12 protein-coding genes are annotated in these 18,262 nt (G+C 68.0%); 4 read left to right on the top strand and 8 right to left on the bottom strand.

Going from position 1 to position 18,262, the window contains the following annotated elements:
* Position 1: 1 nt before the first annotated feature.
* A complete protein-coding gene (locus D7Y21_RS16280) occupies positions 2–1,315 on the top strand; it encodes a peroxidase (protein ID WP_121714241.1) in 1,314 nt (437 codons plus the stop codon).
* Between the two features lie 12 nt (positions 1,316–1,327).
* Here D7Y21_RS16280 and D7Y21_RS16275 read toward each other — a convergent pair whose 3' ends face one another.
* The 4 genes from D7Y21_RS16275 to D7Y21_RS16260 form a co-directional block, all read right to left on the bottom strand.
* On the bottom strand, positions 1,328–2,296 hold the full coding sequence (locus D7Y21_RS16275) for a M91 family zinc metallopeptidase (RefSeq protein ID WP_120567042.1): 969 nt from the start codon (positions 2,294–2,296) through the stop codon (positions 1,328–1,330).
* Between the two features lie 178 nt (positions 2,297–2,474).
* On the bottom strand, positions 2,475–6,197 hold the full coding sequence (locus tag D7Y21_RS16270) for an ELWxxDGT repeat protein (RefSeq protein ID WP_158627298.1): 3,723 nt from the start codon (positions 6,195–6,197) through the stop codon (positions 2,475–2,477).
* A gap of 263 nt (positions 6,198–6,460) precedes the next feature.
* The gene (locus D7Y21_RS16265) at positions 6,461–9,334 is read right to left on the bottom strand and encodes an Ig-like domain-containing protein (protein ID WP_121714238.1); all 2,874 of its coding nucleotides are present in this window, start codon (positions 9,332–9,334) and stop codon (positions 6,461–6,463) included.
* A gap of 222 nt (positions 9,335–9,556) precedes the next feature.
* On the bottom strand, positions 9,557–10,369 hold the full coding sequence (locus D7Y21_RS16260; RefSeq protein ID WP_121714236.1) for a hypothetical protein: 813 nt from the start codon (positions 10,367–10,369) through the stop codon (positions 9,557–9,559).
* 584 nt (positions 10,370–10,953) lie between these two features.
* Between D7Y21_RS16260 and D7Y21_RS16255 the strand changes: the two genes are divergently transcribed.
* Positions 10,954–11,787, top strand: a complete 834-nt coding sequence (locus D7Y21_RS16255; protein WP_121714234.1) for a HEAT repeat domain-containing protein — start codon at positions 10,954–10,956, stop codon at positions 11,785–11,787.
* 39 nt (positions 11,788–11,826) lie between these two features.
* Here the strand turns inward: D7Y21_RS16255 and D7Y21_RS16250 are convergent, their stop codons facing one another.
* The 4 genes from D7Y21_RS16250 to D7Y21_RS16235 all read right to left on the bottom strand — a co-directional run bounded on the left by D7Y21_RS16250 (position 11,827) and on the right by D7Y21_RS16235 (position 15,337).
* Entirely contained in the window at positions 11,827–12,216 is a 390-nt protein-coding gene (locus D7Y21_RS16250) for a hypothetical protein (RefSeq protein ID WP_120567037.1), read from the bottom strand.
* A gap of 26 nt (positions 12,217–12,242) precedes the next feature.
* Complete coding sequence (locus D7Y21_RS16245; protein WP_121714232.1) at positions 12,243–12,860, bottom strand: glutathione S-transferase family protein; 618 nt, start codon at positions 12,858–12,860, stop codon at positions 12,243–12,245.
* 55 nt (positions 12,861–12,915) lie between these two features.
* Positions 12,916–14,742: an Ig-like domain-containing protein gene (locus D7Y21_RS16240; RefSeq protein ID WP_370038715.1), complete on the bottom strand. Its 1,827-nt coding sequence runs from the start codon at positions 14,740–14,742 to the stop codon at positions 12,916–12,918.
* 397 nt (positions 14,743–15,139) lie between these two features.
* Positions 15,140–15,337, bottom strand: a complete 198-nt coding sequence (locus tag D7Y21_RS16235) for a hypothetical protein (RefSeq protein WP_147443382.1) — start codon at positions 15,335–15,337, stop codon at positions 15,140–15,142.
* 260 nt (positions 15,338–15,597) lie between these two features.
* Between D7Y21_RS16235 and D7Y21_RS43470 the strand changes: the two genes are divergently transcribed.
* Both D7Y21_RS43470 and D7Y21_RS16225 read left to right on the top strand, forming a co-directional pair.
* Positions 15,598–16,962 carry a M57 family metalloprotease gene (locus D7Y21_RS43470; protein WP_121714229.1) on the top strand — a complete coding sequence of 455 codons (1,365 nt, stop codon included), beginning with the start codon at positions 15,598–15,600 and terminating at the stop codon, positions 16,960–16,962.
* Positions 16,963–17,155: 193 nt separating this feature from the next.
* Entirely contained in the window at positions 17,156–18,202 is a 1,047-nt protein-coding gene (locus D7Y21_RS16225; protein WP_147469301.1) for a hypothetical protein, read from the top strand.
* The last annotated feature ends 60 nt before the right edge of the window (positions 18,203–18,262 follow it).

Genomic DNA, 18,262 nt, shown 5'->3' with positions numbered 1-18,262 from the left:
CATGCTCGAACTGGACGACATCCAGAGCGGAGTGCTCCGGCCCCGGCCCACGCCGTATGTCGCGACCTACATCCTCCTGCGCATCGACTACCGGAGGGCAGGGCGGGAGCTGATGCGCCGGCTTCTCCCGGTGGTGTCCTCGGCCGCGCATCCGGAGCGTCCGGCCGCCGAATGCTGGGTCAGCGTCTCGCTCACGTATTCCGGGCTCGAGGCGCTGGGCGTGCCAGGGGACTCCCTGGACAGCTTCGCGTGGGAGTTCCGGCAGGGGATGGCGGCCCGGGCGAGGGCGCTGGGGGACGAAGGGGAGAGCAGCCCCGAGCATTGGGAATCGCCGCTGGGAACTCCAGACGTCCATGTCGTGCTGACGATGCTCTCACCGGACCAGGCCCGGCTCGCTGCCGCGCTGGAGCGCGCGGGCGGGGCCCTGCGGGAACTGGGCGGCGTCCAGGCCCTCTGGCGTCAGGACTGCCACGCGCTCAGCACGGAGCGTGAGCCGTTCGGGTTCAGGGATGGCATCAGCCATCCGGCCGTCGAGGGAAGCGGCATTCCAGGAAGCAACCCCCACGAGGTGCCGCTCAAGGCAGGTGAGTTCGTCCTGGGCTACCCCGACGAGACAGGCACCCTGCCACCCATGCCCCAGCCCGACGTCCTGGGCCGCAATGGGACGTACATCGTCTTCCGCAAACTCCATCAGCGGGTGGCCGCGTTCCGGCAGTACCTGAAGCAAAGCGCGAGCAGGCCCGAGGACGAGGAGCTGCTGGCGGCGAAGATGATGGGGAGGTGGCGCAGCGGCGCGCCCCTGGCGCTGTGCCCGCACCATGACGATGCCTCCCTGGGCGCCGACCCCCGGCGCAACAATGACTTCCACTACGCGGACGACCCGACCGGCTACAAGACACCTCCCGGGTCACACGCCCGGCGCGCGAACCCCCGTGACGCGTCCGTCGCGGGAGTGGTGAGACTCCACCGGATGATCCGGCGCGGAACCGCCTACGGGTCCGAGCTTCCCGAAGGCGTCCTCGAGGATGACGGAGCCGACCGGGGGTTGATGTTCGCCTTCATCGGCTCGCACCTCGGACGGCAGTTCGAGTTCGTGCAATCCGAGTGGATCAACGGCGGTGAGTTCCTGGGGTTGGGGGAGGCGAAGGATCCGCTCGTTGGCGCCCACGACGGAACCGGGGAGTTCGCCTATCCCAGGCGGCCCATCCCCCGGTGTCTCAAAGGCCTGTCGCGGTTCGTGGTCACCCGAGGAGGCGAGTACGGGTTCATGCCCGGCCTGCGCGCCCTGCAATGGCTGGCGGACCTGCGGTCCTGAACGCCCGGTGAATCACTTCTCCAGGTCGCCGACGATCTTCTGGAAGGGCGACGGCTGGCCGGACAGCTTCTGGAAGAAGTTCCGGGCGTCGGTGCCTTCGTCGTAGTTCTTGAAGGCCTGGTCGTTGCTGTTCTTCCCGTCGGGCTTCAGGCCCGAGTAGTCCTGGCGGGAGGGCAGGCCGTGCTCGGCGCGGATGGCGTTCTCGGACGGGGCCCAGTTGTTCTTCGTGTGCGGGGTGGGGCGCAGGCCAATGGTCTCGAACTCCTCCGAGAGGCGGAGGCGGTTGTCCACGGTGGACTTCATGTTGTCCGAGTGCGCCGGGTGCTGCTTGAAGACGTCCGCGTTGCTGTGCTTGCTGGCGGCCAGGGGGCTCACCTGGAGGCCGTTGGACGCGCGCCAGGCGTGGACGGACTCGTGGCCCAGGCTGTTGAAGCGCTGGCCGCCGCCGTTCTCGTTGTACTTGATGTCGCTGGCCGTGCCGGCGCCGGGCTGACCGTCGAAGCGGTACGCCGGGCGGGTGGACGACAGGGTGCCGTCGTTGCGCGGCACATGCGAGTTGGGCATCGCCGAGTTGCGGCCCGAGTAGATGTCCATCGCCGTCAGCGGCTTGCTCTGCATGCCCGTGGCGCCGGGGTTCACGGCCTGGGTGCGGCCGTTGATGTCATTCAGCATCTGGTTGCCCACGGGCTTGCTCGTGAGGCGGTTGGTGGAGTTGCGCACGTCCTGCGTGAAGTCCGCGAACTGCGCGCCGGACTGGCCGCTGTCACGGCGGGTCCGGATGCCCTGGAGCTTGGGGTCCACCACGCCGTAGTCCGTGGGCTTGAGGTTGTTCTTGCCCGCCTGCAGCTCCGCGGGAGACGCCACCGGCTTCGGCTTCGCGGTCTCGGGCTTCGCCGGCACGCTGCCGCTGCGGGGGCGGGAGGTGGAGCTGGAGCCGAACGACGAAGAGGGCTTGGAGAACGAAGAGGAGCGCAGCTTCATGGGAAGGCCTCGGGAGTGGAGTGCAGCGACGGACCACCCCTAGTGCACCCCGCGTGCCCACCGTTTCACGGCCCTTCGCTTCGTGATTCCAGGAGGTTACGTCGAAGTGGAGGCCCCGCCCTGGTGACTGGCGTCGGAGGCCTGATGTCTCCAGACATCAGGCCCCGACCCTCCACTGTCAGTTCGCGGGCCCGATGTAGATCTGCTTCACGACCTGCGTCTGGTTTCCCGCCGCATCCGTGGCGGTCACCAGCAGCGGGACGAAGCCCCGGTTGACCAGGTCCACCGTGTGGGTGACCGTGCCCGTGCCGCTGTCCACCGTGCTGGTCTCCAGCCACTGGGTCGTCACGCGCGTGGGCGTGGCGTCCTGGATGGAGGAGGTGACGACCACCAGGGGACTGGAGAGCGTCTCATCCTCCCGAGGCGAGACGATGGTGACGACGGGAGGCGTGAGGTCCACCGACACCGTCATCTGCTTGCGCGTGACGGCACCGCTCGCATCGGTGGCGGTCAGCTCCACGACATGGGTGCCTTCCACGAGGTCGAGGAAGGTGAGGACAAAACCCCCGCTGAAGTCCGGCGTCACGGGGATGGGCTGGCCCCCGTCCACCGTGAAGGAGGCCTGGGTGATGGACGCGCCACCAGCACGAGGCGTGCTCCAGCCGCAGGCCATGAGGGTCGTCTCCTGCGTGTAGCGCGGCAGGTTGCACATCGTGACGTTGGGCCCATCGTCCGGCGGCTCCTGCACTGTGACGTGGAAGCCGCACGTGGAGGTATTTCCAGCGGCGTCCCGGGCATCCACCACCGTCAGCGTCTGGCCCACGGGGAACAGGCTCCCGGACGCGGGCCGGTAGCTCACTGTGACGTCCGACACCGCGTCGGTGGCGGTGGCCGCCGGATAGCTGACCGTGGCACCTGCGGCACTGGCCGCCACCACCGTCACGTCCTGGGGACAGGTGAGCGCGGGCGCGGTGGTGTCCACCACCGCGACGGTGAAGCCGCAGGCCGCGGTATTGCCCGCCTCATCGCGGGCCGTGGCCGTTACGGTCGTCTGACCCAGCGCGAACAGGCCGCCGCGCGCGGGGCTGTAGCTCACCTCCGGCGCCGGCGTGACGTCGTCCGTGGCCACGGCGTCGGGCCAGGTCGCGGTGGCACCCGCACCGCTCGTGGCCTCCACGGTGACGGCCGGAGGACAGGTCACGGACGGCGGCGTCGTGTCGTCGATGCCCTCCCCAACCCTCCACAGCTCGGTGCCGGTGAGCCCGTCATCGGCGGTGAAGTACAGCACGCCTCCGCTGACGGTCAGCTGATCCGGTACCGACGATTCCGGTCCCTCCCGGAGGTCCGCCACCCGCCGGGTGCCCTCCGGGGTGCCATCGGTCACCCACAGCTCGCGGCCGGTGGTCCCGTCATCCGCCGTGAAGTAGATGAGGTCCCCGAACACCGTGAGCTTCTCGGGCGAGGAGCCCTGCGCGCCGGGACGGATGTCCTTCACGAACTCCACCGCCTGTGCGCCATCCGTCCGCCACAGCTCCGCCCCGAACGTGCCTTCGTCCGCGACGAAGTACAGCCAGGGCCCCACGGACAGCCACTGCTTCGGCCACGCGTCGCTAAACCACTTACTCGGCAGCGACAGGAGGCGCACGGTCCCCTCGGACGTGCCATCCGTCCGCCACAGCATGGGCACCCCGTTCTCCGAGGTGGTGAAGTACAGGCCTCCCTGTCCGGGCGTCAGGTAGTCGTAGCTGTACTCGAAGGGGCGGACGGTCCCCGTCGGCACGACGTCCGTGACCTTCACCGTCCCGGCCTCGGTGCCGTCGGTCCGGTGGATGAAGGGAACGCCTGTGTCGTCGTAGGCCACGAAGTAGAGCAGGCCCTCGTAGGGCGTGAGGTCACTGGGGACAGAGGGTGCATTTCCCGACCGGATGTCCTTCACGCGCACGGTCCCGTTCGGCGTGCCGTCCGTCTTCCACAACTCCATGTCGCCCGTGCCCTCAAAGGGCGTGAAGAAGAGCGTCCCATTGAACGGGGTGAGGCTCTGGGGCGCGGAGCCGCCCGGCCCCGGAATGAGATCCAGGACGAGCGTGGTGCCCGCTTCCGTCCCGTCGCTCCGCCACAGCTCCACGCCCGTCGTCCCGTCATTGGCCCGGAAGTAGAACGTCCCGTCCCCCATCCCCACGAAGCCATCCGGCGCGACGCCGTTCGTCGGCCCGGGGAGGATGTCCTTGAGCAGGCGCGTGCCTTCCGCGGTGCCATCGGTAATCCAGGCCTCGGGGCCGGAGACACCGTCGTTGGTGCTGTAGACCGCCTTGTCGCCCACATTCCACATGAAGCCACCGGAGGACTTCTGGCCCGGCGCGATGTCCTTGATGAGCACCGTGCTCCCGGGCGTGCCCCGGCTCTTCCACGGCTCGAAGCCGGACTCCAGCGTGTTGGCGCTAAGGAAGAGCGTGCCGTCGACGTCCACCAGGGTCACCGGTCGCGAGCTGTTGACCGGCGACGTCCTGAGGTTGCGCACCAACCGGGTGCCCGCCGCCGTGCCATCCGTCCGCCACAGCTCGCGGCCCCAGAGGCCATCATCCGCGGAGAACCACGCGAAGCCGTCTCCGGCCGTGGCCGCGGTCGGGCCGGAGCCGGCCGCGCCGGGCCAGATGTCCTGGACCAGCACCGTGCCCGCTTCCGTCCCATCGCTCTTCCACAGCTCCTTCCCGTGGACGTCATCCTGCGCGGAGAACAGCAGCACCCCGTCCAGGTCCACCAGGGGCACGGGCGAAGCGCTTCCAGCGCCGGGCAGGACGTCCCGGACCAGCACGGTGCCCGCTTCCGTCCCGTCGCTCGTCCACAGCTCCGTCCCGTGGACGGCATCGGTGGCGCTGAAGAAGAGCCTTCCCCCCGAAGTCATCAGGTTCGAAGGATTGGAGCCCGTCGCGCCCGGGGAGATGTCCTTGAGGCGCCGTGTGCCGTCGGGCGTCCCGTCCGTCACCCACGGCTCCTGGCCGGACGTGCCGTCGTCCGCGGTGAAGAAGACGCGCGAGCCCAGTGCCACCAGGGAAGTGGGCCGGGAGCCTCCTGCTCCCGGTTGGATGTCCTTGATCATGAAGGTGCCCGGGGCTACCCCGTTGCTCCGCCACAGCTCCAGGCCGTGGGTGCCATTGTCCAGCGTGACGTAGAGCACTCCATTCAGCACCACCGACGCTTGCACGGAGATGCTCGAGTCCGGCCCCGGGCGGACGTCCTTCACCAGCGAGGTGCCGAACGCGGTGCCATCGCTTCGCCACAGCTCATAGCCCGTGGTGCCGTTGTTGGCGAAGAACAGCAGCGTGCCATTCACGTTGCGCAGCCCGGAACTCAAGGCGCCGGAATTACTCCCCGGGAAGATGTCCTTCACCAGCACGGTGCCGTTCGGCGTGCCGTCGCTCTTCCAAAGCTCCTGGCCGGTGGTGTCACCGTTGGCGACGAAGAACAGCGTTTCATTCACCGCCGTCAACGCCGAGGGCCGGGAGTCGGTCCAGACGTTGAGGTCCTTCACGAAGACCGTGCCGCCCGCGGTCCCGTTGCTCTTCCACAGCTCACCCGTCGAGAAGAAGACCGTGTTTCCCACGCGGGTCAGGTTCTGGGGCTCGCTGGAGAACCCCTGCGACCCCGCGCTGTTCACGCGCGTCGTCCCGCCCTCGGACCCGTCGCTCGTCCACAGCTCGTAGTTGGACGCCGGTCCGCCGGAGGACGTGAAGACCACCGAGTTTCCCAGGCGCACCGGGTTGTTGGGAGAGGCGCCGGAGTCTCCAGGCCGGAAGTCCTTCACCAGCGAAACCGGCGCCTCCAGGCGCTGGCGGGTGGAGACCGGTACGGGCGCGGCCTCCTCCTGCGTTCGTGTCTCGCCGCATCCCGCCCCGACCAGCACCGCCAGACTCCATCCCCACCGCCAAAGACATCCATTCCGCATGGGTTTGTGTTCCCCCTGGACGCGGCCGGACGGCCTCCAAGAGCCAATACTGACCGCGCCTGGACCCATCTACTCCAAATGTTGACTTCAGGACAATGCCACCCGAAAGACCAGACAAGCGCGTTATCATGGATTGTCTGATTGTTTTGGTTTGCCCATGGAATACGAAGGCGCGGGGAGGAACAAGGGGTCCTCCCCGCGCCCAGCGTCACCACTGGCTGTTACCGGATGGTCCAGGCCACGGTGCCGCTGCAGCTGCTGCTCGAGTAGCAGCCAGCACGGAGCTGGTAGCTCCCGCTGCCGCCCGCGGGCACCGTGTAGACGAAGTTCGAACCCACGCCACCGCATGCGTCATCGTTGAAGGTCACCTGCGTGCCGCTCGGACCGTAGAGCCGCAGATAGGTGTCACCGGAGAAGCTCGAGCCCGTCACACCGCAGGTTCCCAGCGTGAGGACCTGGCCCGCCGTCAAGCTGAGGGTCTGGTTCACCGTGCTTACCGTGGCGCTGCTGGTGTTGCTCGCGCTGTACTGGAGGGGCCCGGAGCCCGGCGCCGCGCTGAGCGTCCAGGCCACGGTGCCCGTGCAGCGGGTGCTCGCGGAGCAGCCTGCGCGGAGCTGGTAGTTGCCGCCGGCGCCCGCCGGCACCGTGTAGACGAAGCTCGAGCCCGCACCACCACACGCGTTGTCGCTGAAGGCCACCTGTGTGCCATTCGGGTTGTAGAGGCGCAGGTAGGTGTCACCGGTGAACGTTGAGCCCGCCACGCCGCAGGTTCCCACCGTGAAGGTCTGTCCCGCCGTCATCGCGATGGTCTGGTTGGCCGTGCCCGTCGTCGCATCGCTCGTGTTGCTCGCGCTGTAGCTGAAGGGGCTGTAGTTGGGGAAGGGCGGATACTGCACCGTCACCATCACGGACGCGCTGGAGGTGACATTGCCCGCGGCGTCATATGCCTTGGCGGATACCGAGTGGAGCCCGGCGGTGGTGTAGATGTACCAGGGCACCGAGAAGGGCGCGGTGGTGCTGGTGCCGGCCGGCATCCCGTCCAGGAAGAACTCGACCCGGGCCACCCCGACATCGTCGCTGGCCGAAGCCGTGACGATGTACGACGTCTCGCGCAGGAGGATGTCGTTCGGCGCGGGGTAGGTGATGGAGACCGTGGGCGCGATGAAATCATTGTTCAGGGTCACATTCAGGCTGGTGCTGCCCACGTTCCCCGCGCCGTCGTACGCCTTGGCCGTCAGCGTGTACGCGCCGTTGGCGAGCGCGCGTGTGGCCCAGTCATGGGTGAAGGGCTCACTCGTGTCCGTCCCGAGCAGCGTGGCGCCCCGGTAGAACTCCACCCGCGTGATGCCGGAGTGGTCGTCGCTCGCGCTGGCCGCCAGCGTGACGGTCCCCTGCAGGACGGCGCCCTCCACCGGCGACGTGAAGGAGACCCCCGGCGCGACGGCGTCATTGTCCACCGTGATGTTCACGGTGGCCGAGTTCGCCAGGTTGTACGCCGCGTCCCAGGCCCGCGCGGACACCGTGTGGGTGCCATTGGCCAGCTGGGTGCTGCTCCACGTGAGGGTGTACGGCGCCGTGTTGTCGATGGCCACGGTGTTGCCGTCCACCTTGAACTCCACGGAGGTGACCCCGCGGTTGTCGGAGGCGTCGGCCGAGAACACCAGGCTCCCCCTCACGGTCGCTCCCGCCACGGGCGAGGTGAGGGTCACGGTGGGCGCAGTGAGGTCGTTGTCCAGCGTGAAGGTGAGCCACTCGGAGTAGACGAGATTGCCCGCCGTATCCAGGACCTCGGCCCGGACCCGGGTGGGGCCATTGGGCAGGTTCCGGGTGTACCAACTGCAGCTGTACGAGGGACTGTAGGCGTTGCACAGGATGGTGTTGTTCAGCTCCGCGCGGAAGTCCACCCGGGAGACAGGCGTGTTGTCCGTCGCCGTGGCGGTGAGCGACACCGAGCCGCTCAGCACGGCGCCCGCCGCGGGCGACACAACGGCCACCGTGGGCGGCGGGTCCACCGTGATGTGCACGGGCGCCGACGTCGTCACCTTCCCGGAGGCGTCGTAAGCGCGGGCCGTCAGCGTATGCGGGCCGGGCGGCGCCGTCTGGACGTTCCAGGGGATGCCGAACTGGGCCTGGACGCTCGTGCCGAGCAGCACGGTGTCATCGAGGTAGAACTCCACGTGGGTGACGCGGATGTCGTCGGTGGCGTTGGCAACCACGCTCCTCGACCCGCCCACCGTCGCTCCATCCACGGGGGCGATGAGGCTCACCGTGGGCGCGGCGTAGTCGTTGCGGATGTACAGATTGACGGACGAGGCCCGGGCATTGCCCACGGCGTCGTAGACCCGCACCATCCAGTAGACCATGCCGTTGGGCACGGAGAAGCTGTCCCAGCTCGCCTCGAAGGGCGCGCTGCTGTCGCTGCCCACGAGGACGTTGTCGATGAAGAAGTCCACCCGGCCCATGGCCTGGTCATCCACGGCCTGGGCCACGAGCGTCACCTGCCCGGAGACGGTGCTCCCGGCGGCGGGCAGGTGCGTGACGGAGGGTTGGGTGACGTCCGGCGCGGAGACCGCGAAGGCAAGGTCGTCGTGGTCATGGACAGCCCCGGGGGTGCACGGAGCGCCCTGGGCCTGGGCGGCGTCCACGAGCACGGCGCGCACGGCCTGGAAGCTGCCCGCGGGGAGCTTGAAGGTGGTGGAGAGGGTCTCGGCGCCGCCGGTGGCGGGCAGCGTGACCAGGTGCACCCACTGTGGCGCGGTGGCATCCGTGGCCCGGAAGAGCATCAGCGCGCTGCCGGAGGAGGGGGCACCCCACACGTCCGCCTCCACCTTCACCGTCCGCCCCTGGGCGAGCCATGAGACGCCATCCACGGTGGAGACGCGGAGGGCCTCCACGGAGGCGTCGGACTGGAAGGTGCCGTCGTTCCCGTCGGTGCAGCTTCCGCCCAACGTATTGGGAGCGTTGGACTCGGGGCCCACGGTGCCCCGGCCCGTCAGCGTGGAGTTGGAATCACAGAGGGCGCCGTGGGCGGTGCACGCGGGCGCTGCCAGCTGGGCGTCATACTGCGCGTTCGATGATGCGAGCGTCTGGGCCACGGAGGCGCTCGCATCCGGGGCGGAAGTCGTATCGGAAGGGCCGGGGGCGCAAGACCCTCCGGCAAGGCACAACATCAGGGTTTGAGTCAGTCGGAGTGAAAATCTCATCACGCGTCCTTGGGGTGATTGGCCAGCGCTGGACGCAGTATGGGAAATGGCCCTGACGCGGGCCTGGCGATGGGGCACGTGGGGTGAAATCGCCACGGCCCCTGTGTATTCAGCCTACTGGCACGACGCCGGATACGACGGGGTGATGACGGTCTGCCCCGACTCCGTGAGGGTCAGGACGGAACCCTCCGTGGCGCCAGTCACGGCCTTCGCCGTGGCGGTAAAGCCAGTCGTTCCGTTCAGCGTGACCTTGTAGATGAACCGGCAGCCCGCCACCCAGGACGCGTCCGGGACGGCGGCGCGGGTGCCATTCGAGCACCCCTCCGGCACGAAGCCGATCAGCGGCAGGTTGGTGGAGTATTGATCCCTCTCCGCGAAGTACGACTGCTCCACCACGTGGATGTAGTTCATGTTGCTCCGGGCCTCTCGCAGCTGGGCTTCGCAGGTGAAGGATTGCGGCGGCTGGCACTCCGCGGAGTCCACGTAGCGGCGCACGCCCTGGCGCTCCAGCCAGAAGAGGCGGCCGGAGACGGGGTGGGTGCCAATCTGGAGGGTGATGCCCGCGGACGCCGTCCCCGCCACGCCCTGCGCCACCGCCGTGAAGCCCGCCGATGGATTCGGCGTGATGCCGGTGACCTTGTAGGAGAAGTTGCACCCGGACACCCAGCCCGCTCCCGGCACGGGGGCGCGGCTGCCGTTCGGACACGCCGCGGGCGCGAAACCCGCACTGGCGAGGTTCAGCGTGAAGACATCATTCACCCCGAAGTAATCGGACTCCGCCGCGAAGAGCGACCGCATCTCGCGGATGGCCTCGCATTCCACCGTGCCGCAGTCCACCGGCGTCCCCACGTCCGCCCAGGCGGTCGCGGACACTCCTGCCATTCCCATGCACAGCACGGACAGCCACTGCTTCAGGTTCTGCTTCATGAGGTGTGCGCTCCTTCTCGGGGAAAAGTCGCGCCTTGGACACGCGCGCCCTGTCGCCGGTTCCGTTCGCCGGTCACATATCAGGTCCAGGCGCCAGCACGCTCTCGAGCCTGGGGTGCTCGCGTACCCAGACACAGGGCTTGTCCTATTCATCTCCGCCCCCGAAAGCGGCTGGCTTGAAACCGCGAGGCGCGAGCCATCAGGATGCGCCGCCCCGTCGGAATGGCAGACCCTGCCGCGACGTGGGTCACCCCATGACCCCGCCCATGAAAAGACTTGCAGCCGCCCCAGCTCTCCTATTGGCACGGACCTGCGCGGCCTGCGGCACGGACGCAACGGACTTCAGCCCTGGCACGCAGCGCGCGGAACGTCACAGTGGCGGTCCACCGGCGCCATGCTGACGGCGCGCAGCGGCGCGGTGGCGGCGCGGTTGACCTCGGGCGAGGTGCTGGCCGTGGGCTGCGCGACGGCCAGTGGGCCGTCCACTGCGCTGTATTCGCCGTGAGCTGAAGTGAACTCACGCAGGCCCGGCGCAACGGCGCCGGGCCTGTGGGGCAGGGGCGTCCGGCGCTAGGCTGCCCGGCATGAGTTCCCCGCCCGAAGCCGACCTCTCCACCGATGAGCTGTTCGCCCGCACGCTCCAGGGCGACGAGGAGGACGAGGGCGCGTGGTTCGCCATCTGGCAGCTGCACCACCGAGGAGGGGAGGACGTCTTCCAGCGGGCCGCCGCCTGGCTCCAGTCCTCCTCCCCGAAGGAGCGGGGACGCGGCGCGAACATCCTTTCCCAACTGGACTTCCGGCACCGGCCCCCGGAGCGCATCGCACGCTTCATGGACGCGCTCCTGCCGGCGCTCGCGAAGGAACAGGACGCCGCCGTGTTGGCGGCGATGACCGCCGCCCTGCGCCACCTGGGTGATGATCGCCGCGGGGTGCCCGCGCTCCTTTCCCTGAGGGAGCACCCGGACGCCCACGTTCGCTTCGGCGTCGTCATGGGGCTGTCACGGTTCCGGGACGCCCAGGTGCTCCAGGCATTGATTCAGCTTTCCCGCGACTCCGACGACGCCGTGCGAGAGTGGGCCACGTTCACACTCGGCTCCGAGGCGCGGGAGGTGGACACGGCGGAGCTGCGCGAGGCGCTGGTGGACCGGCTCTCCGAGACCCACGTCAAGATTCGCGGGGAGGCCCTCTTGGGATTGGCCCTGCGCAAGGACGCGCGCGTCTTCGAACCGCTGCGGCGCGTGCTGGAGGGGCCCGGGGTCACCACGCTGGACGTGGAGGCGGCCCAGGCGCTGGAGGACGTCTCGTTGCTCCCGCTGCTGCTGGGGCACCGTGAGGCCTTCGACGAGGAGGACGAGGACCACGAGCTCCGCGCGGTCCTCTTCGAGGCCATCCACGCGCTGGAGTCCCTTGCCCGGTGACGGACGTGTCGCCGACGGGAGCGGAGAGGGCTGCTCGCCTCACCGGAACAGCAGGTCCGCCTCGGTGATGGGCCGCGCCGGAGTGTCCGTCACCGCATCGAGCAGGAAGGATTGCCACCTGGCGACCGCGTAGCCACCGTAGCCGTTGCGGTTGAGGTAGGCCTCAATCGCCACGGCCCGCTCAAGCTTCTCGGCAATCTGCCAGCGAACTCCACTGGGAGGGGGGCTGGCTCCTTCGCGGAGACAGCTCACCTCGAAGGAGATGCGCGAGGCGAGCAGGGCCGGGTCCCCGCGGAAGACACGCGCGACGCGTCCTTCAACGACTGCCTCGCCTCGCACCTCTGAGGGAAGCACCACGCGGTCAATCTCAACCTGGACGTGGAACTCGGCATCCAGGGCGGCTCGGGTGTAGTGGTCGGGAAGTAGCATGTCCCAAGGCTATCCCTTCTGCGGGCCTACGGCGCTTTGAGGACGTCGGTGATGCGCAGGTGGCGGGGCTGGGCTTGCACCCGCTCGAACCAGGCGCGGATGGCGGGATGGCGGCCCAGGTCGAACCGGCCCTCCTCCGCCACGTGTGTGTACGCATACAGCGCGATGTCCGCGAGGCTGTAATGCTCGCCCGCGAAGAAGGGCCGCTTGCGCAGCTCGCCCTCCATGATGTCGAGCGCGGCGTAGCCCTTCTGGATGCGCTCCTCCAGCTCCTTCTCCTTGCCGGAAGGGACGCCGAAGAAGGTGAGCCACGCCCGAGCCACGGCGATGTAGGGCTCGTGACTGTACTGCTCGAAGAACATCCACTGGAGCATCCGCGCCCGCTCCAGCCGGTCGGTGGGAATGAAGGGGGTGCCCTCGCCGAAATACCAGAGGATGGCGTTGGACTCGGCGAGGAAGACACCGGGCTCCAGCTCCACGGTGGGGGTCCGGGCAATGGGGTTCATCGCCTTGAACTCCGGCGTGCGCGTCTCTCCGGCGGAGAGGTCCACCTCCCGCGTTTCAAACGGAATCGCGAGCTGATGCAGCAGGAGGCGGACCTTGTAGCAATTCCCAGAGGGGTTGAACTGGTGGAGCTTGATCATGGGCGGTGAGTCTACTCCCATGCGGTTCCGCGGCCACCCCGAGGTCAGGCAGCGGTCATGGGTAGACGCAGGTCACGAAAACCGAGCTGATACTGACATCGCCCAGGCTCCATGTGCCACCGCCGCGCACGACGATGCGACTGCTGGCATAGGGGGTCGAGGTCCAGATCCACTCAAGAGTCCATCCCGCGTTCGCGAGGAAACGACCGCCTTTCGCGACGTGCAAGGCCTCCAGCTCCGATGAAGTCGGCAGCCGCCACCCCATGTGGTTGCCCATCGTCCTGCTGGAGCAGTACGCCTCCGCGTTCGTGTACGTTCGCGTGGTCGCGTCGGGTCTCATCCAGGTCAGTCCTGCATGGGAGAAGGTGGCGGGGTATTCACCCGTCCCACGAACACACGTCAGGAATTGCTTGTCGGAATCAAGGGAATAGCTGGAGCCGCCGGTCGACATGTGCGTGACCCTGTGGCCATAGGAAATGGGTGTCATGGCCCAGATCCAGTCGAGCGGCCAGCCTTCCGCCGCGAGAAGACTCGTCCCTTTGTCGACCCACAAATCGGTCAGTTCTTCCACGGTGGGCATGCGCCATCCGCTCTGACCCGCGATGACCGTATTCGTGCAATACGTCGTTCCGTCCATCCAGGTCACGGTGGCCGCCCCCGGCCTCACCCAGGTCAATCCTCCGCTCGTGAGCATGCCGGTGGGGTCGATGGCCGCCGGCAGCCCCGAGACAGTGAAGGACTTCGAGGCCGAGAGGCCGTGGGCATTGGTGACGACGACGGTGATGGTGGGGGGCATACCCGCTGCCGCGAAGGCAGGCGCCGTCCACACGACATGGCTGGTATTGGCGCCGTCCTGCGCCGTGGCCAGTGAGCCTGCGCTGGCGGTCCAGGAAAAACCCAGGGTGCTGGACTGCGGGTCCAGGGCGGTGACGTCAAAAGCCACCGTCTGCTCAGGCGAGGTGGAGGTGGCGGATTGGTAGAAGTGGGTGAAGGTTGGCGCAAAGCGCACGGGAGTGGTGTCGGTGACACAGAGGTTGAGCGAGCCCGTGGTCTGCCCACCCCGGCCGTCTTGAACCGTGACGGCGAGGCGGCAGTTGTTGCATGCGCCGGCCGGTCTGGAGGAGGGGACAAACGAGGCGGTGCTGGACGTCGCATCCGTCCAGGTGCCGGGGCAGGAGGAGGTCCACTGGTAGGAGAGCGCATCCGCATCCGCGTCGGACGCAAGCGCGGAGACGGCGGTGGACTGTCCCGCGTCGAGGCGGTTGAGGGACGCGGAGACCTTGGTGACGACAGGCCAGCGGTTGAAGGAGATGTCGAGGGTGGCGTCGCCGGTGACGAGGTCCGGGACGACGTTGACGGTGAGGGAGACGGAGACGGCGGATCCCCGAGAGTCCGTCACGGTGAGGGTGAGGGTTTGCACGCCGGGGGAAGCAGGCGCCGTCCACGAGGAGGTCGCGGCGGTGGAGTCGGAGAAGGTGCCGCCGGAGGCGGTCCAGGCCAGGGTGAGCGCGTCTCCGGCGTTGGGGTCATGAACCGTCGCGGACAGGGAGAGGGAGGCGCCAGGCTGAAGCGCGTTGCTGGAGGCGGTCAGTGAGTCAATGACGGGCGCTTCGTTGTCATAGGGCGTAGGGGCCGGAATCTCCTGGAGGCTGAGGAACACGGCAGTGGTCTGGTTGGCGGTGATGGAGACACCGGAAGCCTGGCCTTGGAAGAGCAGGGTGCCGGAGGTGTCGAAGGCCTCCGCGAGGACGAAGCGGTTGGGCCCGGCGGGAATGCTGCCGACGAGGCCACCCCAGGAGTCGCTGGACTTGAGCAGTTCCACGACGCGGGAGGACATGTCCGAGGAGGAGATGGTCACCTTGACGCGGGTGACATCGCTCACGGTGAGGGCTTGCTGGACGGAGCTGGCGAGTTGGACGGAGCCGACGGGCTGCGCGCTACAGGCCATGAGGGCGAGCAGCAGCAATCCAGCGAGGGCGGGGAGTGGGCGGTGGAGGGGCATGGTTTGTAGGGAATGAGCTGACGAGCGGAGAAATGATGCGGAAGCTCGTCTACGGTACCCCAGCAGCCGCCACCCTCCTGGGCCGGCGTGTGTCAGCGCGGGTACGGGACGTCTCCGCGCGCGTTCCGGCAGCGCCCTTTGACGAGGCCCTGGACTCCGAAGACCGCCAGTTGCGCAGCCCCTGAACGTGTCGCCACGTAGGACCGGCCGGAGTGTTTCGGCTCGTCAGGATTCAACGGCGCGGTCCCCATGGAAGGGACCGGCCGCGACACCGCGACTAACAGTGATTGACCCGCTCGAAGTAGGCCGAGCGGTAGCCGTGCAACACCGACTGGTCACCGAACCCGCATCCGCAGATGATCTCTCCCCTCCAGAGGGTGTGCGCCGGATCCTCGTAGTACGTGATGACGTAGTCCTGCCCGTTGCAATCGGGAAGCGCGTCCTTGCGCGTCCCGATATCCGTCGGGCCTTCCACCTCACCTTCGGAGGTTCCACATCCAGCAAGGAGGCCGACTGCCATCATCCCGGCGATGATTGCCGATCGCATCTGTTGCTCCTGGTCGTGTGTGTTGGGTGCTGCGAGGCCATGATAGCGCTGTCATTCACGGACGTGTCTGGTAGGAAATGTTGAGTAGTTGATTATTGCTCGTTTTGCGCTTATTGGAATGGTTTTGGCGCATGCATGGATGGGGACGCGCGGTCGCGCGCTGTCCTTTCCTCGAACAGGAGGTTTGCATGCGTAGACTTTCCATGGCGCTGCTCGTGGGTGTCTCCCTCGCCGGTTGCGGAGGCGACCCGGAAGTGGAGAACCAGGAGATCGTCTCCAACCTGATCAAGGCCGGCTTTCCGGCCAATGACATCCAGGTCTTCGACGGTGCCGTGTACGTGGGCCGGGACGCTCACGTGACCCTCGATGCGTCCCGCGAGCTGCTCCAGCCCCTGGAGGGGAGCGCCGAGCAGTACCGCACGACGAACCAGGTCGGCACGGGCGTGACGAAGATCTGCGTCAACCCCACCGCCGCGTTCAACAGCTATCCCAACCTGAGCCAGGGCCTCGACCTGGCCCTCGCCAACTACAACGAGCAGGGGCTGCGGCTCACCTTCGCTCGCGGACCGACCACCGGCTGTACGGCGAACATCTCCGCGGAGACCACATCCGGTACCGGCGGCCAGGCGGGCTTCCCGTCGAACGGGATGCCCTATGGGGTCTTCTATATTGGCACCGGCCTGGACAGCTACAGCGCGGACGTGAACGAGCACGTCATCACCCACGAGCTGGGCCACGCCATCGGCTTCCGTCACTCGGACTACTACAACCGCAGCATCAGCTGCGGCGCCGGTGGCGACGAGGGCGAGGCGGGCGTGGGGGCCATCCACATCCCCAACACGCCCACCACGGCCACCGTGGGCGGCTCCGTCATGAACTCGTGCTTCCGGTCGACCGAGACGGGTGAGTGGACCGGCTCGGACATCACCGCGCTGGCGGCCCTCTACTCCACGGGCGGCGGGGTCCAGAGCTGCTCGAACTACAACATCATCTCCTATCGCGGGCAGAACGGGACGCAGATCCGCTGCGGCTGCGACGCGGTGGGCGGCGGCGCAGTGTGGGGGACGGACCTCTACACCGACGACTCGAACGTCTGCGTGGCCGCGGTCCATGCCGGCGCGATCGGCAATGCGGGTGGGACGGTGGTGGTCACCATCCAGCCGGGGCAGGCCAGCTACGCGGGCACCACCCGCAACGGCGTCACCACGTACTCCTACGGCGCCTGGTCGGGGAGCTTCTCCGTCAGCGGCACGACGCCTCCGCTGAACACCTGCTCCAGCTACAGCTTCACGTCCTACCGCGGCCAGAACGGCACGAGCATCCGGTGCAGCTGCGGTCCGGTGAGCGGCGGCACGGTGTGGGGGACGGACCTCTACACCGATGACTCGAACGCCTGCGCGGCCGCGGTGCACGCGGGGGTGATTCCGGCTTCGGGTGGCAACGTGTCCGTCACCATCCAGCCGGGGCAGTCCAGCTACACGGGCACCACGCGCAACGGCATCACCACGTTGTCCTACGGCGCCTGGTCGGGGAGCTTCTCCCTCAGCCCGTAGTCGTCGCGTCCGCATCTGGAACGAGCGGCCCCTGGGGACGGTTGTCCCCGGGGGCTGTTTTTTGACCTGTCAGGAACGGGCGGCAAGGAACTCCCGTCTCCCTGCCCCGCCGTAGGTGCAGGGGAATGGGTCTTCGTCCTCGGATACAATCGCCATGCACACGGTCCAGGGGGAACGCGGCTTGAAGCCTTGGGTGTTCGTCGTACTCAGCGTGGTGATGGGGGGCTGCTCCACTCGCGACATCGACAGTGACGCGGATGGCGGACTGAACGTCGTTGTCGATGCGGGCACTGACGGGGGCCTCGACGCGGGCACTGACGGGGGCTTCGACGCTGGCACTGACGGCGGCGCCGATGCGGGCACGTGCACGCAGGATGCGGACTGTGACCTGGAGCAGCGGTGCGAGCCCGCGACCGGGGCGTGCGTGCCCCGGACCTTGCGGTGCACGACCTCCGCGGACTGTCTTGCTTCGGAAATCTGCCATCCCACGGCGGAGGTCTGTGTCCGGACCTGCATGACTGGCGCGGACTGTCCGGACTCGGCGAAGACCTGTGACGTGCTGAGTCCCACCGATTCGCAGCGGGTCTGCAAGTGCTCCACGGATGCGCTGTGCAACGAAGGGCGGAGCACCTTCGACCGGGTGTGCTCGACCCAGGATGCCGTCTGCACGCCGAAGTGCGCGGCGGATGAGGCATGCGCCGAGGGGCTGCGCTGCGATACCAGCACGGGGCAGTGCAAGGTGCGCGGTGACAGCGGCGCCCCCTGCACGGGAGCGGGGCAGTCGAACTGCGACTACGGCACGCACTTCTGCAGCTCGAACGTGTGCACGGCGCTCTGGGGACCCACTTGCCTCAACTACGAGAACTTCCCGAACAAGGACCGGCTGGGCACCACCGGCCCCATCCTCTACGACGCCCGCCGGGTGAGCGTCAGTCCCGACCCGGCGCTCTGCGGGAGCGCGACCCCCAAGCGCGTGGATGTCGCCCTCTCCGCGTATGCCAGCAGGCCCTTCCCGACGCTCAAGGCGAACCTGAGTGGCTTCTTCCGGGTGATGGTGGACGGGTCCACGCGGGATGGCCAATCGCTCCTGTTCCCGGGGAACAGCTACACCGTGTCGGGCGAGAATCAGGAGCGTGCGGAGTTCGTCGTGAGCCTCTGCGCCGAGTCGACAAGCACCACTCTTTCAGGCGGCTTCTACTTCACGGACGGCAACTTCCTCTGCTTCCAGGCCAACTACTAGGGAAGGCCACATCACGAATGCGGGGGGCGGATGTGTCCACGGGGCGCCATGGGAGGCCCT

The organism is Corallococcus sp. AB045 (assembly GCF_003668895.1).
Taxonomy (GTDB): domain Bacteria; phylum Myxococcota; class Myxococcia; order Myxococcales; family Myxococcaceae; genus Corallococcus; species Corallococcus coralloides.
The sequence above is the reverse complement of the archived record's forward strand: the minus strand, read 5'-3'. Positions and strand labels throughout refer to the sequence as shown.

Bases quoted from the DNA above. Each gene is read 5' to 3' on its own strand.
- D7Y21_RS16250 (WP_120567037.1), bottom strand. From the start codon at position 12,216: ATGCTACTTCCCGACCACTACACCCGAGCCGCCCTGGATGCCGAGTTC.
- D7Y21_RS16275 (WP_120567042.1), bottom strand. From the start codon at position 2,296: ATGAAGCTGCGCTCCTCTTCGTTCTCCAAGCCCTCTTCGTCGTTCGGC.
- D7Y21_RS16260 (WP_121714236.1), bottom strand. From the start codon at position 10,369: ATGAAGCAGAACCTGAAGCAGTGGCTGTCCGTGCTGTGCATGGGAATG.
- D7Y21_RS16245 (WP_121714232.1), bottom strand. From the start codon at position 12,860: ATGATCAAGCTCCACCAGTTCAACCCCTCTGGGAATTGCTACAAGGTC.
- D7Y21_RS43470 (WP_121714229.1), top strand. From the start codon at position 15,598: ATGCGTAGACTTTCCATGGCGCTGCTCGTGGGTGTCTCCCTCGCCGGT.
- D7Y21_RS16280 (WP_121714241.1), top strand. From the start codon at position 2: ATGCTCGAACTGGACGACATCCAGAGCGGAGTGCTCCGGCCCCGGCCC.
- D7Y21_RS16255 (WP_121714234.1), top strand. From the start codon at position 10,954: ATGAGTTCCCCGCCCGAAGCCGACCTCTCCACCGATGAGCTGTTCGCC.